Origin of the sequence: Thiohalorhabdus sp. Cl-TMA (genome assembly GCF_041821045.1) — a bacterium.
In the GTDB taxonomy this organism is placed as follows: Bacteria; Pseudomonadota; Gammaproteobacteria; order Thiohalorhabdales; family Thiohalorhabdaceae; genus Thiohalorhabdus; species Thiohalorhabdus methylotropha.
On sequence record NZ_JBGUAW010000003.1, the window covers coordinates 336579 to 352837 of the forward strand.

Consider the following 16259-nt stretch of genomic DNA (forward strand, 5'->3'; position numbering starts at 1 on the left):
TTCAGTGTCCCAGCAGTTTCTGCGTGGCGGTGACGATCTTGTCCGCGTCGGGCAGGGCGGCTTTCTCGAGCTCGTGGTTATACGGCATGGGCACGTCCTCGGCGGTGACGCGCACGGGCGGGGCGTCCAGCTCGAAGAAGCACTCCTCGTTGAGAACGGCCATGATCTCGGCGCTCATGCCCACCGGCGCCTCGTCCTCGGTGCAGATCACCGCCTTGTGGGTCTTGGCCAGGGAGGCCCGCAGGGTGGCGCCGTCGATGGGCTTGAGGCTGCGCAGGTCGATGACCTCGGCGGAGATGCCCTGCTCCGCCAGCTTGTCGGCGGCGGCCAGGTTCCAGTGGGTGCTCATGAGGTAGCCGACGAGGGTCACGTCGGTGCCCTCGCGCACCACCCGGGCACCCTCCAGCGGCGCAAAGTACTCCTCGTCGGGCACCTCGCCCTTGAGGTTGTAGATGGCCTCGTGCTCCAGGATCACCACCGGATCGTCGCAGCGCACCGCGGTCTTGAGCATGCCGTAAGCGTCCACCGGGAACGCCGGAGTCACCACGCGCAGCCCGGAGGTGCCGGCGAACAGCTTCTCCAGGCGGCCGGAGTGCTGGGCGCCGAGCTGGTGGGCCACGCCGCCGGGGCTGCGCACCACGAGCGGGCAGCCCACCTGGCCGCCCGACATGTAGCGGATTTTGGCGGCGGCGTTGATGATCTGGTCGGTGGCCAGCAGGGCGAAGTTCACCGACATGATCTCGACGATGGGTCGGCAGCCGATCATGGAGGCGCCCACCCCGATGCCGGTGTAGCTGTTCTCCGAGATCGGCGTGTCCATCACCCGCTCTTCGCCGTACTTGTCGAAAAGCCCCTGCGTGGCCTTGTAGGTGCCCCCGGGCAGGCCGATGTCCTCGCCCATGGCGAATACCAGGGGGTCGTTGTCCATCTCCTCGTCATGGGCCCGGCGTACGGCGTCCCAGTAGAAAATCTCCGCCATTGCTTACTTCCCTCCGCCCGCGATCTGGCCCATGGCGCAGCTGTCGTCGTCGCTGAGCACGTACTTGGTCAGGTCCTTCACATCCGGCTCGGGACTGTTCTCGGCGAACGGGATCACCTCGTCGTCCACGTGGTCCCGGGCCTCCTTGTCCATCCGGTCGAAGTCGTCGGCGGTGATCACGCCTTCTTCCACCAGCCGGTCCCGGAACAGGTAGATGGGATCCCGCTCCATCCACCGCTTGATCTCCTCCTCCGACCGGTAGCCGCGCCCGGAATCGGACATGGAGTGGCCGCGCAGCCGATAGGTCATGAGCTCCAGGAAATAGGGGCCCTTGCCGGAGCGCACGAAATCCACGGCCTTCGCGGCGGCGTCCATGACCGTGTCGATGTCCTGGCCGTCCACCTGGGCCGCCTCCATGGCGTAGGCCTCGGCCCGCTTGTACTGATCGTGCATGGGGGTGGAGCGTTCCAGGGAGGTGCCGATGGCGTAGAGGTTGTTCTCGCAGACGAACAGCACCGGAAGCTCCCAGAGCTGGGCCATGTTCAGGGTCTCGTGGAAGGTGCCCTGGTTGTTGGCACCGTCGCCCAGGAAGCAGATGGCGATCTGGTCGGAGCCCTTCATCTTAGCGCCCTTGGCCAGGCCGGCGGCCAGCGGGAAGGGCTCGCCCACCAGGGCGTAACCGCCCATGAAGTGGTTCTGCACATCGAAGATATGCATGGAGCCGCCGCGTCCCCGGGAGGAGCCGGTTTCCTTGCCGTACAGCTCCGCCATGACCTCCTTGGGGTCCGCGCCGCATTTGAGCGCATGAACGTGGTCCCGGTAGCCGGTGATCACATAGTCATGCCCCACGCGGGCCTTTTCCAAGACTCCGAAGGCGCAGGCTTCCTGACCCGGATACAGGTGCAGGAACCCGCCGATGTCCCGGTGGTGGTATGCCTCGGCACAGCGTTCCTCGAAACGCCGCGCGAATACCATCTCCTGGAGCAACCGCTTGCGGTCTGCGGCTTCCATGGCACGTCCTTTCTGTTATACAGGCTATGCGGTTCGGCGAGATCGGTTTCAATGTCGGCGGCATATTTTTGCCGGCAGCGTATGATTCCCGGAAGGTCTTCCCAGGTCAAGTCACGGCCCGATCCCGCCCCTCGCGGCCTGGCCCCTCCGTCCGGGGCGGCGGGTGCTCCGGGTCCGCGTGTCCGGAGCGCACCTCGCGGTGGATATCCGAAAAAAAAAGCCGGGCCCATTCGTAAAAATGGCGCCCCGTGAGGGGCGCCGATAAGGGCAGGCAAGCGGCCGCATAGCCTAGAAGCGCTTCCAGATCTTGCCTTCCTGGGCCGCCTCGGTGCGGGCATCGAGGATGTCCCAGTTCAGATTCTCCACCACCGCGTCGATGTAGGCCCCGCGGCCGCCGGCACCGTGGTCCACCATCCAGGCGTGCTCGAAGCAGTCCATGATGGCGAGCGGCGCGAAGCCGGCGATGTGGCCATCCTCATGGTGCTGGATGAAGTGGTTGTTGATCTGGCCGGTGGCGGGGTCGTAGTAGGCGATGGCCCAGCCGATGCCCCGGGACTTGCCGCAGGTCTTGAAGTCCTCGACCCAGGCGTCGAAGGAACCGAACTGCTCAGCCACGGCCTTGCTGAAGGCGCCGCCGTCGTTGCGGCTCACCCCGGCCTTCAGGTTGCCGAAGTAGTACTCGTGCAGCACCATGCCGTCGTACTCGAAGCCGAAGCGGCGCCGGCGGTCGGTGTACGCGGCGGTGCCGCCCTGGCCGTTGGCCCGCATGTCGGCGAGCTCCTTGTGCAGGGCATTGGCGTTGTTGACGTAGCCGACGTACAGATTCCAGTGATCGTTGATCTGGTCGTCCGAGATGCCGTTGAGGCCGGACGGTTTCAGTTCTTCGCGGACGGAGTAAACGGACATTCTGGCCCCTCCTGGTTTTCCTGAGCGTAAAGTGGGTAAATCCCCAAGGGGTCGGTCGAAATCGTTTTCGGATCGATGAAAAAGATGATTATAGACCCGGATAGAGTTTTCCGACAATGGCGCCGGGCCGTTAAAATCCTTGCGCCCGTGTTGGCTAGCCCGAAAAGGCAGGGTAAACTCTCCCATTTTGCCCGGAGCTTCTGCCCATGCCGAGCTCGCACCTGATGGATACCTACAAACGGCTTCCCGTGGCCTTCGAGAGCGGTAGCGGGGCGACCCTGGTGGATACCGAGGGGCGCGAATACCTGGACGCGGTGAGCGGCATCGCCGTATGCGGCCTCGGCCATGCGCATCCGGCGGTGACCGGGGCGCTGTGCGAGCAGGCGGACCGGCTGGTGCACACCTCCAACCTGTACGGCGTTCCCCTGCAGGAGGAGGTGGGCACCGAGCTTGCGCGTCTCTCCGGCATGGACCGGGTCTTCTTCGCCAATTCCGGCGCCGAGGCCAACGAGGCGGCCATCAAGCTGGCCCGCCGCTTCGGCCATGCCCGGGAGATCGAGCGCCCGGAGATCGTGGTCATGCAGGGCAGCTTCCACGGCCGCACCCTGGCCACCCTCACCGCCACCGGCAACCGCAAGGTGCAGGCGGGCTTCGAGCCCCTCGTCCCGGGCTTCAAGCGCATCCCCTACAACGACCTGGAAGCCGTGGAGCGGGTGGGCTCCGAGAGCACCGTGGCGGTGCTGGTGGAGCCCATCCAGGGCGAGGGCGGGGTAGTAACGCCCGACCCCGAATACCTGGCCGGCCTGCGGCGGCTCTGCGACGAGCACGGCTGGCTGCTCATGCTGGACGAGGTGCAGACCGGCATGGGCCGCACCGGCGCCTGGTTCGCCTTCCAGCACGCGGGTATCCGGCCCGACGTGGTGACCGTGGCCAAGGCCCTGGGCAATGGCGTGCCGGTGGGGGCCATGCTGGCCACCGAGTCCGCGGCCTCGCTATTCGGGCCCGGCACGCACGCCACCACCTTCGGCGGCAATCCCCTCGCCATGGCCGCGGTGCGCGCCGTTCTCCGCACCATCGAGCGGGAGGACCTGGTGGCCGGGGCGGCGGAGATCGGCACCTATCTGCAGGACCGGCTCCGGGAGACGGTGGGCCGCCGCGAGGCGGTGCGGGAGATCCGGGGCCGGGGGCTCATGATCGGCATCGAGGTGGAGGCGGATCTCAGCGGGCTGGTGCAGCGGGCCCTGGACCACGGCCTGCTGATCAACGTCACCGCCGAGCGGGTCATCCGTCTGCTGCCGCCCCTGATCCTGAGCCGCGAGCAGGCCGACCGCATCGCCGAGGGCCTGGACTACCTGCTGGGAGAGATCCTGTGAGCCCCCGCCATTTCCTGCGCCTGGACGATCTCTCCGCCGCGGAGCTGGAGGCGTTGCTGGCCCGGGCCGGGGAGCTGAAGAAGGAGCGGCGCGCGGGACAGGGGCACCCCGTGCTGGCGGGCAGGATCCTGGGTCTGCTCTTCGAGAAGCCCTCCACCCGCACCCGGGTCTCCTTCGAGTCCGGCATCTACCAGCTCGGCGGCTACGGGATGTTCCTCTCCCATAACGACATGCAGCTGGGACGCGGCGAGCCCATCGGCGACACGGCGGAGGTGGTGTCGCGCATGGTGGACGGCATCATGATCCGCACCTTCGGCCACGAGCGCATCACCGAATTCGCCGCGGCCAGTCACGTTCCGGTGATCAACGGCCTTACCGACCGCTTCCATCCCTGCCAGGTGCTCACCGACCTGTTCACCTGGTACGAGCTGCGCGGCTCCATGGCCGGCCGCACCGTGGCCTGGATCGGCGACGGCAACAACATGGCCCACTCCTGGATCAACGCCGCCCGGCTGCTCGATTTCGAGCTGCGGATCGCCTGTCCGGAGGGCTTCGACCCGGAGCCCGACGTGGTGGCCGCGGCCGGCTCCAACGTCCAGGTGCTGCGCGACCCCGCCCAGGCGGCGCGTGACGCGGACATCGTGACCACCGATGTCTGGGCGAGCATGGGCCAGGAGGAGGAGCGGGCAGCCCGCGAGCGGGCCTTCGGCGCCTATCGCGTGGATGCCGCGCTCATGGGCGCGGCCAAGGCCGATGCAATGTTCATGCACTGCCTGCCTGCCCACCGCGGCGAGGAAGTGGACGCCGAGGTACTGGAGGGGCCGCAGAGCGTGGTCTGGGAGGAAGCGGAAAACCGGCTGCACGCCCAGAAGGCGCTCATGGAGCTGCTGATGGGCTAGGGTCTGTTCGCCACCGCCCGGTGGAGGCATGTAAAACGGCGGCGGCCCCGATGGGCCGCCGCCGTTTTTTTCGAGAACGCGGAGCCCGGCGCTTACTGGCTCTGCTGGCCTTTCAGGACCTCCTCGAGGGAGCGGCGTTCATAGCCTTCGGGGGCCTTGAACAGCGCCGGATCGAGGTCCACACCGGACTTGATCTTGAGGATCTCGCTGTTGCCGCCGTCGGGCTTGGTGGTACGCATGGCGAGGCCGATATCCCGGAATCGCTCTCCCAGGTGCTCCAGGGCCCGGTCGCACGGCTTGGGCTGGGACTGCCGGCCGCTTTTGCCCTGCCTGGAAAGCATCTCGAACACCCGGACGGCGTCATCTCCGCCCGCATCGGCGAGGGCCTTCGGGGAGGCCAGGACCTTTCCGCAGCGTTTCCCGTTGAAGTGCACGTCGTAACGGGTGGTGGAATAGCCGGCCACTTCGGGGCCGCTGCCTTTTTCCCGCAGTTCGATGTCGGCCGCGGAGAACTCGTCGGAAGGTTCCGCGGCGGGCATTTCCACGATCTGCTTCCGGGGGCCGTTCACGAACAGGCGATCCCCTTCGGAGGCGTCGAAGAGCATGTAGAAGCCATCGGTCGAAGGGTTCACCCGCACCTTGTCCCCCGTCAGCAGCATTTCCGAACGGCCTTCGGCATGCTTCATGAAGATCCGGGTTCCGGCCTGGGCCGGAGCGGCCAGCGCCACGGCCAGGAAAACGGCGAACAGCATGTGCATCGGTTTAGGCATCCAGGCCTCCCTGCGGAAAGGTTCGTCGATGGTTGGTGTGTCGGGGGCGATACTAACAGCCATTCCGCGGGAAAGGCCCATACCTTTTTGCCTCCCGGCGCAGAACGGCCCCGGGTCCCCCTCCTATGACCGCCTCCAGTGTACCCCAAGGCGGGCGACGCCGGTCCGCCGGGCACCGGCCTATACGAATTCGATTCCCGGCGGCGGCGTATGTTTCCGGGGCACGCCTTCAAGGGGGCTGGAACAGGAGGAGGTAATAGCCGCTGTTGTAGGTGGCGTGCAGGGTGATGGGGGCGGAGAGCCGCCCGTAGCGGTCCTTGAAGTATCCGAAAAGCAGCGAGGGGAGGAAGACGCCGGCGGCCCAGAGCGGCGGATGGCCGGGGAAATGGAGCGCGGAGAAGGCGGCGCTCGTGGCCAGGTTGGCGCTGGACAAGGGCCCCCGGGGAACCGTCGGCAGGCGGCGGGCGAGCGCTTCCTGCAGGAGGCCGCGGAATAGCACCTCCTCGGCTACCGGATAGAGCAGGGCGAGGCTCAGGAATAGCCCGGGACGCTCCAGAGCCCACTCCGGGCGGGCCGGGGAAAAGCCCGCGGCCAGCAGCAGGAGCCAGAAGAGGGGCCCGGCCGCCAGGGCGGCCCGGAAACGTGGATCGCCGAGCATGCCCGGAGCATAGCCCAGGGGGGAGCCGGATGCAGCCCCGGAGCCGGGCGGCTACGGGGTGGGCAAGGCCTCCCGGCGGCTGCGCCAGGCTTCCGGAATGCCTTCCGGACCCACCGCCAGGGCCGCGACGCCGCCGGCGATGGCGCAGGTGGTGTCCCGGTCGCCGCCCCCGGAGACGGTGGCCCAGAGGGTCTCGGTGAAATCGCCGAGGTGGCGGGCGGCGCACCAAAGGGCGAAGGGGACGGTATCGGCGGCGAGCAACTGACTGCCGTTGCCCAGCGTGGCCACGGCCTGACCGATGGGGGCCACTGGGGGCAGTGCCGCGGCGGTCTCCAGTCCGCGCCGGAGCGGGCCCTCCGGAGTGGCGGCCAGGGCCGCCCCCAGTAGGTCCGGCTCGGGGTCGCGTGCCGCCGCCGCGGCGGCGGCCACGGCGATGGCTCCGGCGCGACCCTCGGTATGGGCGTGCGTGACCCGTGCGGAGCGGTCGGCCTGCTCCCGCAGGGCCTCCCGGCTTCCGGCGAAGAAGGCGCCCAGCGGGGCGGCCCGCATGGCGCCGCCGTTACCCATGGAGCCCGCGCCCCCGAAGGCTGCGCCGGCCAGCTCCCGCCAATCGCCGCCTTCGGCAACGGCCTCCAGGAGGCGTTTCGCGCCGGGGCCGTAGCCGCGCCCGGGGGAGGCCGCGTGGTCGCGGGAGAAGACGGCGGCGAGCCGGTCGGGATGGATCTCCCCGTCCTCGCGCAGCACCTCGAAAATCCCCAGGGCCATGGCCGTGTCGTCCGTCCAGGTCCAGGGGCCGTCGGGAAGCGGGCGCCCGCCGCGCGCCAAGTCCTCGGCGAGCTCCGCGGCGAAGAACCGCTCGCCGAAGGCGTCGCCCACGGAAAGTCCTTCCAGGGCCAGGCGGGCTCGCCCGATCGGGGAATCCGGCGCGGCTTCCATGTCGCGGCCTACTTGCCGAAGCCGCCCTTGCAGTTGGGGGACTGCAGGGACTCGGGATTCTGGGCCCGCCACTCCTCGGGGGTCATGGTGTGCATGGACAGCGCGTGCACGCCGCCGGCCAGCTCCTCGGACAGCGCCTTGTTCACGGCGCGCTGCCGGGCCACTTTCTTCTCCCCCTCGAAGGCCTCGGAAACGATGTAGACCTTGAAATGGGATTCCGATCCGGGCGGCACGTTGTGCATGTAGCTCTCGTTGATCACCTCCAGGTGCTCGGGGGTGAAGGCGGAGCGCAGCTTGTCCTCTATGGTGGCTTGTACGGTCATTGTGTGCGCTTACTCCTATAGCGGTTGTACGGCCTTGCCCCGGCTTCCCGGGGCCCGACCTTGCGGCTACTCCTCCTGCTCCAGGTTCAGAGAGACCGAGTTGATGCAGTAGCGGAGCCCCGTGGGGGCCGGGCCGTCGTTGAACAAATGGCCGAGATGGGCGTCGCAGCTGGCGCAGCGCACCTCGGTGCGGATCATGCCCAGGCTGCGGTCGGTGTGGGTGTGGATGTTCTCCTCCACAACCGAGGTCCAGAAGCTCGGCCATCCGGTGCCGGATTCGAACTTGTGGTCGGAATGGAACAGCGGGGCTTCGCAGCAAATGCAGCGATAGGTACCCGGTTCCTTGTTATGCACGTATTCCCCGGAGAACGGGGGCTCGGTACCGCCCTGGCGGCAGACCCGGTACTGCTCCGGGGTGAGCCGGGTTCGCCAATCTATATTCGAGCTGCGGCGCGCGTCCTTCATGGCCTTTCTCCCGCGGGGGTAACAGGATGCCGTTCGTTGGATTCTAAAACAGGCCCCGGGTTTTCCGCCTCTGGACGGTGGGCCCAGGGAGTGGAAAAATTGCCCGCTTCGGCGGCGGTTCCCGTCGCCATCGATGAACAAGGAAGGGTTCGAGAATGGCGGACGTGAACAAGGTGGTGCTCGCCTATTCCGGCGGGCTGGATACCTCCATTATCCTGAAATGGCTCCAGGATACCTACGGTTGCGAAGTCGTAACCTTTACGGCGGATATCGGCCAGGGCGAGGAAGTGGAGCCGGCCCGGGAGAAGGCTAAGCAGCTCGGCGTCTCCGAGATCTTCATCGACGACCTGCGCGAGGAGTTCGCCCGCGACTTCGTCTTCCCCATGTTCCGGGCCAATACGGTCTACGAGGGCCAGTATCTGCTCGGCACCTCCATCGCCCGCCCCCTGATCGCCAAGCGCCAGATCGAGATTGCCCGCCATACCGGAGCGGACGCGGTGGCCCACGGCGCCACCGGCAAGGGTAACGACCAGGTCCGCTTCGAGCTGGGCTACTACGGCCTGGAGCCCGGCATCCGCGTCATCGCCCCCTGGCGGGAATGGGACCTGAATTCCCGCGAGAAGCTGCTCGCCTACGCCGAGCAGCACGGCATCCCCATCGAGGGGAAGAAGGAAGGGGGCGGCTCGCCGTACTCCATGGACGCCAACCTGCTGCACATTTCCTACGAGGGGGGCGTCCTGGAGGATCCCTGGGCGGAGCCGGAGGAGGCCATGTACCGCTGGTCCGTGTCCCCCGAGGAGGCCCCCGACCGCCCCACCTACATCGAGGTGGACTTCGCCGGTGGCGATCCAGTGGCCATCGACGGCGAGCGGCTGTCCCCGGGTGCGCTCCTGTCCCGGCTCAATCGGCTCGGCATGGACAACGGCATCGGCCGCCTGGACATCGTCGAGAACCGCTACGTGGGCATGAAGTCGCGCGGCGTCTACGAGACCCCGGGCGGTACCATCCTTCTCGAGGCGCACCGTGCCATCGAGTCGCTCACCGTGGACCGGGAGGCCGCCCACCTCAAGGACACCCTCATGCCCCGCTACGCGGAGCTCATCTACAACGGCTACTGGTGGGCCCCCGAGCGGCGCATGCTACAGGCGGCCATCGACGAGAGCCAGACCAACGTCCACGGCACCGTGCGGCTCAAGCTCTACAAGGGCAACGTTACCGTCGTCGGCCGCAGCTCCGAAAGCAGCCTCTACAACCCCGAGCTGGCCACCTTCGAGGAGGATACGGTCTACGACCAAGCGGACGCCGAGGGCTTCATCAAGCTGAACGCCCTGCGCCTGCGGGTCGGCCAGTCCGTACAGGGAGGCTGATCGCCGGCCGCGTTTCCCCTGGCCGTGTGTCGCGCGGCCAGGGAAAGCGCCCCCCTATTCTTCCCGAAGCTCCTGCAGTCGGCGGTTCAGCTCGATGGTCTGGGCTTTGTCCCGGGTCATCTCCTGCGCCCGGGCGATCTCGTCGCGCTCCATCCGCTTCTCGATGATCTCCCGGTTCTTGCGCGCCGCGGGAACGCCCTGGGACGCCGCGAAGTTGAACCACATGTGCGCCTTCACGTAATCCTTCGGCACCCCCTGCCCCTGGCTGTACATGTAGCCGAGATTGCTCTGGGCCTTGGGGTGGCCCTGCTCGGCGGCCATGCGGAACCACTGCACCGCTTTGGCATCGTCCTGGGACACCCCCTCCCCGTTGCTGTACATGACCCCGAGGTTGAACTGGGAGACCGCCTTGCCCTGCTCGGCGGCGCGCCGGAACCACTGGGCCGCCTTGGCGTTGTCCTTCGCGACCCCCTCGCCCGTCTTGTAGCGCACCCCGAGATCGTGCTGGGCGTCCGCGTCCCCCTGGGCGGCCGCCTGGCGCAGCCAGCGTATGTCCTTGTCCTGGGGGGCCTCGCCGCCCTCGCCGTACAGGCCGCCGTTCCCGGAATCCTGCTCTTCCTTGCTGGCCAGGTCCTGGAAGACCCGGGTGGCCACGCCGTAATTACCGTTCTCCAGGGCGTACACGCCCCGCAGGTACTCGCGGTCGGAGGAAAAGCCCTGCATGAACTCCAGCAGGCTCGATTCCTCCTCCTCCTTATTCTGGTCGGAGGAGCCGGACTGACCATCGCCAGCCGACGGAGGAGCGGCGCATCCGCCCAGCACGCTTCCCGCAAGGAGGGCCGCCAGGATCCTCGAGCATAGGGCCATACCGTTCGTCCTCGTTCTGCCGTCGCTTTTCGGCGACCCGATTGTCGCATTTCAGCGCGGCTCTCGGGCATCCGCGGGGTCGCCGTGGCCCAATCATACACGCCCGGGATGCCGGCTGGGACTCGGCGGAGCCGGCTTTCTCCGACAACTCCTCAGGAGGGGGCGGTTCGCCAGCGGCGCTCTTTCCAGCGGTTGGCCGCGCGTCCGGGGGCGGACACCAGGCCGATGCCCGCCTTGGCGAGGGGGTCGAGCTCCGTCTCCCAGCTGCGGTCGGGGACGATGGCGCTGTCTCGTGCGGTGCGGACGCGGTTGCCCGCAAGGTTATGGTTGTCCCGGTCGGCCCAGTTCCGGATCTGGCCGTCCTCCAGGGGCAGCCCCAGGAAGTCCATGAGCGGCCGCATCTCCCACTCCGGACTGGCGGCAAGGCGCTCGTAGCGGATCACCCAGTGGGGCCGGTTGAACAGCAGCCGGAACAGCCGCAGGGAGCGGTAGGAAAATTGGACTGCCGGCCCGAACAGGCGGCCGTTGCGCCGCCGGATGGAATTGGAGCGCCCCCTGGGATCCCGCAGGATGTGGACGGGCACCACCTCCAGCTCTGGGTGGGCGAGGAGCCGCCGCAGCCGGGATACCCTTTTGGAGGAGTCCACCACGTAGGCCGTCCCCGAGGCCCGCCCCGCCGCCGCGAACAGCCGCGCGTTGTCGCGACGGAAGTCCGCCGGGTCCCGGGCCTCCAGATCCAGGGCCGCGAGCCCGCCGTGGCTGGCGGATACCAGCTCGGCGTTGACCCGGGTCCAGAATGGGCAGTCCCAGACGGTGGGCGCTCCGCAGGCGCAGCTGTTGCCGATCCGGTCCAGACTCCCGGGCCTCCCGCTGCGCTCGAGGCGGGCGAATTTCCGCAGCTTGTGGACCTCGCCCACGCCGACCATGCCGGAATGGGCGTTGAGCAGGACATCCAGGAGGGTGGAGCCGCTGCGCCCCAGGCCGGTGATATAGACCACCTTCATCCCGTTTTCCTCCGTTCGCGCACGTGATGACCGGATGGCGGGCCTTCAGTCACGTCCTTCGGGTTGGAAGGGCCTTGTGGGGGTGCTCTCCCGGCGAGCCTGGTCTAGATGGCTCGAACGGGCCGCCCGGCTTCCCGCTGGGCTTGATCCGCCAGCAGCCGGTCCAGCCGGGCCGTGACCGAATCCACGTCGATGAGGCGCATGGCCGCCGCGCCGCGGCCCAGGCCTCGCGAGGAGGCCGCCGGGTAGCGGTCCACGCACCATTCCCGGGACCGGTAGGGGCCGGAGCGCGCCGGATCGGAGGCGGCATAGAGCCCGATCACCGGGGTGCCGACGGCGGTGGCCATGTGCACGGGTCCCGTATCGGGTGCGAGCAGGACGGTCGACTCCCCGAGGAGGGCCAGCATCTCCTTCAGCGAGGTCCGGCCCGCGAGATTGCTGGCGGGATGGGCCATCGCCCCCCGGATGGTCTCGATGAAGCGGTGATCCCGGGGCGCGGCCCCCCCGGTGAACAGGACCTGGCAGCCGTGCCGGGCGGCGGCGTGATCGGCCACCCGGGCATAGCGCTCCGGGAGCCAGTTGCGCCGGTTTCCGGCGCTGGCGCAGGGATTGATCACCAGTGCCCGCCTGTCCGGCACCATCAGGGAGCGGGCCCGGAGGCGGGCCGCCTCCGGAATGGGAATGCCCCATTCCAGGTGCCGCTCCTTGATCCCCAGGGCCCGGCTGAAGCCGAAATAGCCGTCCAGGGTATGCGGCGAAGGGCCCGGATGGATGGCGCCGTGGACGAAGGCTCGCTGGAAGTCCTTGGCCCGCGGACGGTCGTAGCCGATCCGGAATCCCGCCCGGACCGCCGTGCTCACCAGGTTGGCCCGCCAGGCCGCCTGCGCGTGCAGCAGGACATCGAAGCGCCGGCCGCGGAGGCGGGACCAAAGCGCGGTTAGGGAGCGGGCCGTGCGCGCCTTGTCGAGCACCAGCAGCTCCACCCCCTCCAGGCCCGCCACCAGTTCCGCCTCCGTCCGACCGATGATCCAGGTGAGGCGCGTTTCCGGAAGCTCCCGCTGCAGGGTGCGGACCAGGGGAACGATGTTCACGACGTCGCCGATGGCCGAAAGGCGAAGCAGGCAGAGCGAGCGGGGTGGATCCGGGATCCGCGGAGCGGGGGTCACGGGTGGCCTCCCTGTAGGCGGTACGCCTGCGCGGCCGGGTCTGATCCTCGCGACGCGGACGTACGGATGGGCCCTGGCGTGAAGTGCTCGGGGCAGAGCTCGGCCAGGGTCTCCAGATAGCGCTCCAGGACGTTGCCGTGGTCGTGGACGAACCGGTGGCCCGCCGCGCCGATGGCCGCCCTTCGCCGCGGATCCCGGAGGAGCGCGGCCAGCTCTTCCGCCAGCTCGGGCGCGCCGCTTACCTGGATGGCGCCGCCCGCGCCCTGAAGCCCTTCCAGCTCGCCGCGGAATTTCTCCATGTGCGGCCCCACGAGCACCGGTCGGCCCAGGGCCGCGGGCTCGAGGAGGTTGTGTCCGCCAATCGGCACCAGCGAGCCGCCCAGGAAGACCAGGTCGGCGTGCCCCAGGAACCAGGTCAGCTCCCCGAGGGTGTCCGCCAGGTAGATGGCCGTGTCCGCCGTGATCGGGTCGCCGCGGCTGCGGACGGCCACCCGGGAGGTTCGGGCCTGGAGCTCGTGAAGGATCCGCGTCCCCCGAGCGGGGTGGCGGGGCGCGATGACGAGCAGCCTGTCCGTCGGTGCCGCCCGAAGCCACAGGTCGGCGAGCGCCGCCTCCTCCCCGGCATGGGTGGAGCCCGCCAGGACATACGGACGGGCGACCGGGGACGCCTCGGGGACCTCACGGGCGAGCTCCCCGGCCCGCGCGAACTTCAGATTCCCCAGCACGCGGATGCGCTCCGGGGGCATGCCCAGGGCGTGGAAGCGCCTGCCGTCCTCCTGGGAACGCGCCAGGCAGCCGTGCACCGCGCCCAGAGCGGCGGCAAGGACGGCCCGGATCCACGCGGGGGCCTCCAGGGTGCGCCGGGAAAGCCGGCCGTTGATCACGAACAGCGGGATATCGCGCTCGCGGCAGGCCTTGAAGAGATTGGGCCAGAGCTCGGTCTCCACCACGAGTGCGCAACGGGGCTGCGCCCGCCGGAAGAAACGGTGGACCGCGCCCCGGAAATCCACCGGGAGGTAGGTGTGCCGCGTGCCCGAGGGCAGCCGCTTTTCCGCCGTTTCCGCACCGGTGGGGGTGCAGGTGGACACCAGGATGCGCCGCCGGGGATGGGCTGAGGCCAGCGCCTGGACGAGGGAGCAGGCGGCCCATACCTCGCCCACGGACACGCAGTGCACCCAGAAGTCGAAAGGTCCTTCGGGCAGACTCCAGCCGAGGCGCTGCCGGAAATATCGGCCGCCCCGGTTATCGCGCACGGTGCGCCACAGCAGGTAGCCGGTGGCCGGTGGCGCCGCCAAACTGGTCACCACGCGGTAGATATCCGGTCGCATGGGAATGGACCCGGGTGGCAGGGAAGAGGGGGAACCTCAGACCAAGCTGCCACGGGGGGCGCGGCGCGTCATGACGCCTCGGCGGGGAATTTGAGGCGGGACAAGATCGCCCACCGGCATGGCCGCGGGAGACCGGCTCCGCTCAGGAGTCGCGGTTCGCCCCGGCCGTGCCCATGGACTCGGAGGAAGGCGCCTGCGGAACGCTTTCCATCCCGGAAGAGGAGGTGGCGAAATGGATGTCCCGCTGCGGGAAGGGGATGATGACGCCGTGCTGCCGGAACAGCTCGTCGATGCGGAACCGGAGGTCCGAGGGGACCGACAGCATATAGTCCAGATGGGTGAAGCAGCGCAGCTCGAAGAGCAGCGCGCTGTCCCCGAAGTCCCGGAACAGCACCAGGGGCTGCGGCTCCTCGTAGACCTGGGTGTGCTCCTGGGCCACCTGCGTCAGCAGCTCATGGACCAGGCCGGTATCGGAGCCGTAGGCCACGTTCACGTTGATGATCAGGCGGGTGCGGTAGTCGGAATGGGTCCAGTTGGTGACCGTGGAGGAGACTAGCTCGGAGTTGGGAACGATCAGCTCCGCACGGTCATAGGTGCGCACCACGGTGGACCGGACCCGGATATGCAGGACCTCCGCCCACTGCTTCTGGTACTCCACCACGTCGCCCACCTTGATGGGGCGCTCGAAGAGCAGGATCAGGCCGGAGACGAAATTGTTGATGACGTTCTGCAGCCCGAAGCCGATACCCACGGAGAGGGCGCCGGCGATGATGGCGAGGTTGGTGAGATCGAAGCCGGCCACCGAGATGGCGATGAAGGCCCCTACCACCAGCACGGTGTAGAACACCAGCGAGGAGATGCTGTTGCGCAGGCCCGCGTCCGGGGTGAATCGCGGCAGGATGCGGTAGTGGAGCCCCGCGCGCAGCCAGCGGCCCAGGTAGAAGACCACCAGGAACACGGCGAGGGCCACGCCGATGCCGACGAGCGAGAACTCGTACTGGCCGATGTGGAAGCCGAACAGGATCGGCCGCACGGACCACCAGACCCGCTCCAGGGGAAACTGCCAGAGCGCCAGCACGGTGAGCAGCCCGCCGGCCATGACCACCACCCGTACCAGCATCCCCAGCAGCTCCACGGCGTTGGCCTGTCGGGCGGGGGTGAGGAAGGGCGCCAGCGACTCCGGAGGGCGGCTCTTCTTGAGGCGCCCCACGCCGCGGCTCAGGCCGCTGGCCAGGGCGCCGGCGGCCAGCAGGAGGAGTATGGAGGCGAGCAGGTTGAGAAGCAGGAATCCGGCCAGACGGTGGTAGCCCATCAGGGCGATGGTGGGCAGGGCCAGGGCGGTGGCCGCCACCAGCAGCCGGCCCAGCCCCAGCGCCAGCTCGCGCATGGGCGGCAGGGGCTCTCCCGGGCGCGCCCCGCCGATGCTGCGCCAGCCCTCCCGGTTCCGCAGGCTCCATAGCGCCGGCAGGGTCACCAGGGTAAGCAGCAGGACCAGCACCGACTGGAGGGCCACCGGTAAGGGGAAGCTCTGGTGGGCGATCACCAGGAAGGCCACCGTGCCGGTCACGGCGAACAGTCCGCGCCCGGCGTTCCAGAGCCGCCTGATGCCCGGCTGCTCCAGCCGCTTGGCCAGATCGTCCGACTCGAAGGGTCGCAGTAGGACCGGAAACAGGGCCAGACCCAACCGGTAGGCAGCGAAAATCCCCAGGCCCGTCTCGAGGAAAAAGCCGAATGCGTGCTCCCGGGCCGCCACCAGCTCCAGCGCCACCACCAGGGCGGCGGGTATGCACAGGGAGAAGGCACGGTCGCGCACCGCGCCGGCCAGTCCCGCGCCCAGGTAGCGCAGCCGGTAGTGACGCGTCGGGCCGCCGGGGGTGGCGGCCCAGTGCCCCGTGCCACGCCGCAGGGCCCACCCCAGAAGCAGCCCCAGGACGAGCCCCGCGCCGATCGCCCAGTAGACCTCGGCCGCGCTGGGGAGGCCCCAGTCCGGCCGGATGGTGGCGATGGCGGCCAGCTGCTTCCAGGCCGTTTGCAGGGTCTCGGGGGCCCACGGGTAGGGACCGTTCTCCACCACCTTCTCCATGGGCACCTCCTCCTCTGCCGCCAGCCCGATCAGGGGGAGAAAGGGCAGCGCGAGCAGGAACGGCACCGCGAGCAGGCCGGCGATGGACAGCAGCCGGTGCGGATGTTCCTCGGTGTCGGCCATG

The 16259-nt window shown here is 68.7% G+C and carries 16 protein-coding genes; 3 read left to right on the top strand and 13 right to left on the bottom strand.

Features of this window, described 5'->3' with window-relative positions:
* Position 1: 1 nt before the first annotated feature.
* The 3 genes from ACERLL_RS05960 to ACERLL_RS05970 form a co-directional block, all read right to left on the bottom strand.
* Positions 2-979 carry an alpha-ketoacid dehydrogenase subunit beta gene (locus ACERLL_RS05960; RefSeq protein ID WP_373655154.1) on the bottom strand — a complete coding sequence of 326 codons (978 nt, stop codon included), beginning with the start codon at positions 977-979 and terminating at the stop codon, positions 2-4.
* A 3-nt stretch (positions 980-982) separates the two neighbouring features.
* The gene (gene pdhA, locus ACERLL_RS05965) at positions 983-1990 is read right to left on the bottom strand and encodes a pyruvate dehydrogenase (acetyl-transferring) E1 component subunit alpha (RefSeq protein WP_373655155.1); all 1008 of its coding nucleotides are present in this window, start codon (positions 1988-1990) and stop codon (positions 983-985) included.
* A 288-nt stretch (positions 1991-2278) separates the two neighbouring features.
* Positions 2279-2896: a superoxide dismutase gene (locus tag ACERLL_RS05970; protein ID WP_373655156.1), complete on the bottom strand. Its 618-nt coding sequence runs from the start codon at positions 2894-2896 to the stop codon at positions 2279-2281.
* Between the two features lie 206 nt (positions 2897-3102).
* On the opposite strand from ACERLL_RS05970, the gene ACERLL_RS05975 reads away from it, so the two are divergent.
* A complete protein-coding gene (locus ACERLL_RS05975) occupies positions 3103-4269 on the top strand; it encodes an aspartate aminotransferase family protein (protein ID WP_373655157.1) in 1167 nt (388 codons plus the stop codon).
* Positions 4266-5168, top strand: coding sequence for an ornithine carbamoyltransferase (argF, locus tag ACERLL_RS05980; protein WP_373655158.1), 903 nt, complete (start codon positions 4266-4268; stop codon positions 5166-5168). The genes ACERLL_RS05975 and argF overlap by 4 nt, the downstream gene beginning before the upstream one ends.
* A gap of 92 nt (positions 5169-5260) precedes the next feature.
* On the opposite strand, the gene ACERLL_RS05985 is transcribed toward argF, so the two are convergent.
* From ACERLL_RS05985 to msrB, 5 genes are all read right to left on the bottom strand, one after another.
* The gene (locus tag ACERLL_RS05985; protein ID WP_373655159.1) at positions 5261-5938 is read right to left on the bottom strand and encodes a hypothetical protein; all 678 of its coding nucleotides are present in this window, start codon (positions 5936-5938) and stop codon (positions 5261-5263) included.
* Positions 5939-6167: 229 nt separating this feature from the next.
* Positions 6168-6596 carry a JDVT-CTERM system glutamic-type intramembrane protease MrtJ gene (gene mrtJ / locus ACERLL_RS05990; RefSeq protein ID WP_373655160.1) on the bottom strand — a complete coding sequence of 143 codons (429 nt, stop codon included), beginning with the start codon at positions 6594-6596 and terminating at the stop codon, positions 6168-6170.
* Positions 6597-6647: 51 nt separating this feature from the next.
* Complete coding sequence (locus ACERLL_RS05995) at positions 6648-7532, bottom strand: ADP-ribosylglycohydrolase family protein (protein ID WP_373655161.1); 885 nt, start codon at positions 7530-7532, stop codon at positions 6648-6650.
* A gap of 8 nt (positions 7533-7540) precedes the next feature.
* Positions 7541-7855: a BolA family protein gene (locus ACERLL_RS06000; protein ID WP_373655162.1), complete on the bottom strand. Its 315-nt coding sequence runs from the start codon at positions 7853-7855 to the stop codon at positions 7541-7543.
* A 66-nt stretch (positions 7856-7921) separates the two neighbouring features.
* Positions 7922-8320 carry a peptide-methionine (R)-S-oxide reductase MsrB gene (gene msrB / locus ACERLL_RS06005; RefSeq protein ID WP_373655163.1) on the bottom strand — a complete coding sequence of 133 codons (399 nt, stop codon included), beginning with the start codon at positions 8318-8320 and terminating at the stop codon, positions 7922-7924.
* Positions 8321-8475: 155 nt separating this feature from the next.
* Here msrB and ACERLL_RS06010 point away from each other — a divergent pair, with 155 nt between their 5' ends.
* A complete protein-coding gene (locus tag ACERLL_RS06010) occupies positions 8476-9687 on the top strand; it encodes an argininosuccinate synthase (RefSeq protein WP_373655164.1) in 1212 nt (403 codons plus the stop codon).
* A gap of 54 nt (positions 9688-9741) precedes the next feature.
* Here the strand turns inward: ACERLL_RS06010 and ACERLL_RS06015 are convergent, their stop codons facing one another.
* The 5 genes from ACERLL_RS06015 to ACERLL_RS06035 all read right to left on the bottom strand — a co-directional run bounded on the left by ACERLL_RS06015 (position 9742) and on the right by ACERLL_RS06035 (position 16258).
* Entirely contained in the window at positions 9742-10554 is an 813-nt protein-coding gene (locus ACERLL_RS06015; protein WP_373655165.1) for a tetratricopeptide repeat protein, read from the bottom strand.
* A 152-nt stretch (positions 10555-10706) separates the two neighbouring features.
* Positions 10707-11558 (bottom strand): sulfotransferase, encoded by an 852-nt coding sequence (locus ACERLL_RS06020; protein WP_373655166.1) that lies wholly within the window; start codon positions 11556-11558, stop codon positions 10707-10709.
* A gap of 104 nt (positions 11559-11662) precedes the next feature.
* Positions 11663-12724 carry a glycosyltransferase family 9 protein gene (locus ACERLL_RS06025; RefSeq protein WP_373655167.1) on the bottom strand — a complete coding sequence of 354 codons (1062 nt, stop codon included), beginning with the start codon at positions 12722-12724 and terminating at the stop codon, positions 11663-11665.
* Positions 12721-14052, bottom strand: a complete 1332-nt coding sequence (locus ACERLL_RS06030; protein WP_373655168.1) for a 3-deoxy-D-manno-octulosonic acid transferase — start codon at positions 14050-14052, stop codon at positions 12721-12723. Before ACERLL_RS06030 ends, ACERLL_RS06025 begins: the two co-directional genes overlap by 4 nt.
* Positions 14053-14194: 142 nt before the next feature.
* Positions 14195-16258, bottom strand: coding sequence for a mechanosensitive ion channel family protein (locus ACERLL_RS06035; protein WP_373655169.1), 2064 nt, complete (start codon positions 16256-16258; stop codon positions 14195-14197).
* Position 16259 lies beyond the last annotated feature (1 nt).

What these genes read in the sequence shown, in the direction of transcription:
- ACERLL_RS05960 (WP_373655154.1), bottom strand. Translation starts at nt 979, where the DNA reads ATGGCGGAGATTTTCTACTGGGACGCCGTACGCCGGGCCCATGACGAG.
- pdhA (WP_373655155.1), bottom strand. Translation starts at nt 1,990, where the DNA reads ATGGAAGCCGCAGACCGCAAGCGGTTGCTCCAGGAGATGGTATTCGCG.
- ACERLL_RS05970 (WP_373655156.1), bottom strand. Translation starts at nt 2,896, where the DNA reads ATGTCCGTTTACTCCGTCCGCGAAGAACTGAAACCGTCCGGCCTCAAC.
- ACERLL_RS05975 (WP_373655157.1), top strand. Translation starts at nt 3,103, where the DNA reads ATGCCGAGCTCGCACCTGATGGATACCTACAAACGGCTTCCCGTGGCC.
- ACERLL_RS05985 (WP_373655159.1), bottom strand. Translation starts at nt 5,938, where the DNA reads ATGCCTAAACCGATGCACATGCTGTTCGCCGTTTTCCTGGCCGTGGCG.
- mrtJ (WP_373655160.1), bottom strand. Translation starts at nt 6,596, where the DNA reads ATGCTCGGCGATCCACGTTTCCGGGCCGCCCTGGCGGCCGGGCCCCTC.
- ACERLL_RS05995 (WP_373655161.1), bottom strand. Translation starts at nt 7,532, where the DNA reads ATGGAAGCCGCGCCGGATTCCCCGATCGGGCGAGCCCGCCTGGCCCTG.
- ACERLL_RS06000 (WP_373655162.1), bottom strand. Translation starts at nt 7,855, where the DNA reads ATGACCGTACAAGCCACCATAGAGGACAAGCTGCGCTCCGCCTTCACC.
- msrB (WP_373655163.1), bottom strand. Translation starts at nt 8,320, where the DNA reads ATGAAGGACGCGCGCCGCAGCTCGAATATAGATTGGCGAACCCGGCTC.
- ACERLL_RS06010 (WP_373655164.1), top strand. Translation starts at nt 8,476, where the DNA reads ATGGCGGACGTGAACAAGGTGGTGCTCGCCTATTCCGGCGGGCTGGAT.
- ACERLL_RS06015 (WP_373655165.1), bottom strand. Translation starts at nt 10,554, where the DNA reads ATGGCCCTATGCTCGAGGATCCTGGCGGCCCTCCTTGCGGGAAGCGTG.
- ACERLL_RS06020 (WP_373655166.1), bottom strand. Translation starts at nt 11,558, where the DNA reads ATGAAGGTGGTCTATATCACCGGCCTGGGGCGCAGCGGCTCCACCCTC.
- ACERLL_RS06030 (WP_373655168.1), bottom strand. Translation starts at nt 14,052, where the DNA reads ATGCGACCGGATATCTACCGCGTGGTGACCAGTTTGGCGGCGCCACCG.
- ACERLL_RS06035 (WP_373655169.1), bottom strand. Translation starts at nt 16,258, where the DNA reads ATGGCCGACACCGAGGAACATCCGCACCGGCTGCTGTCCATCGCCGGC.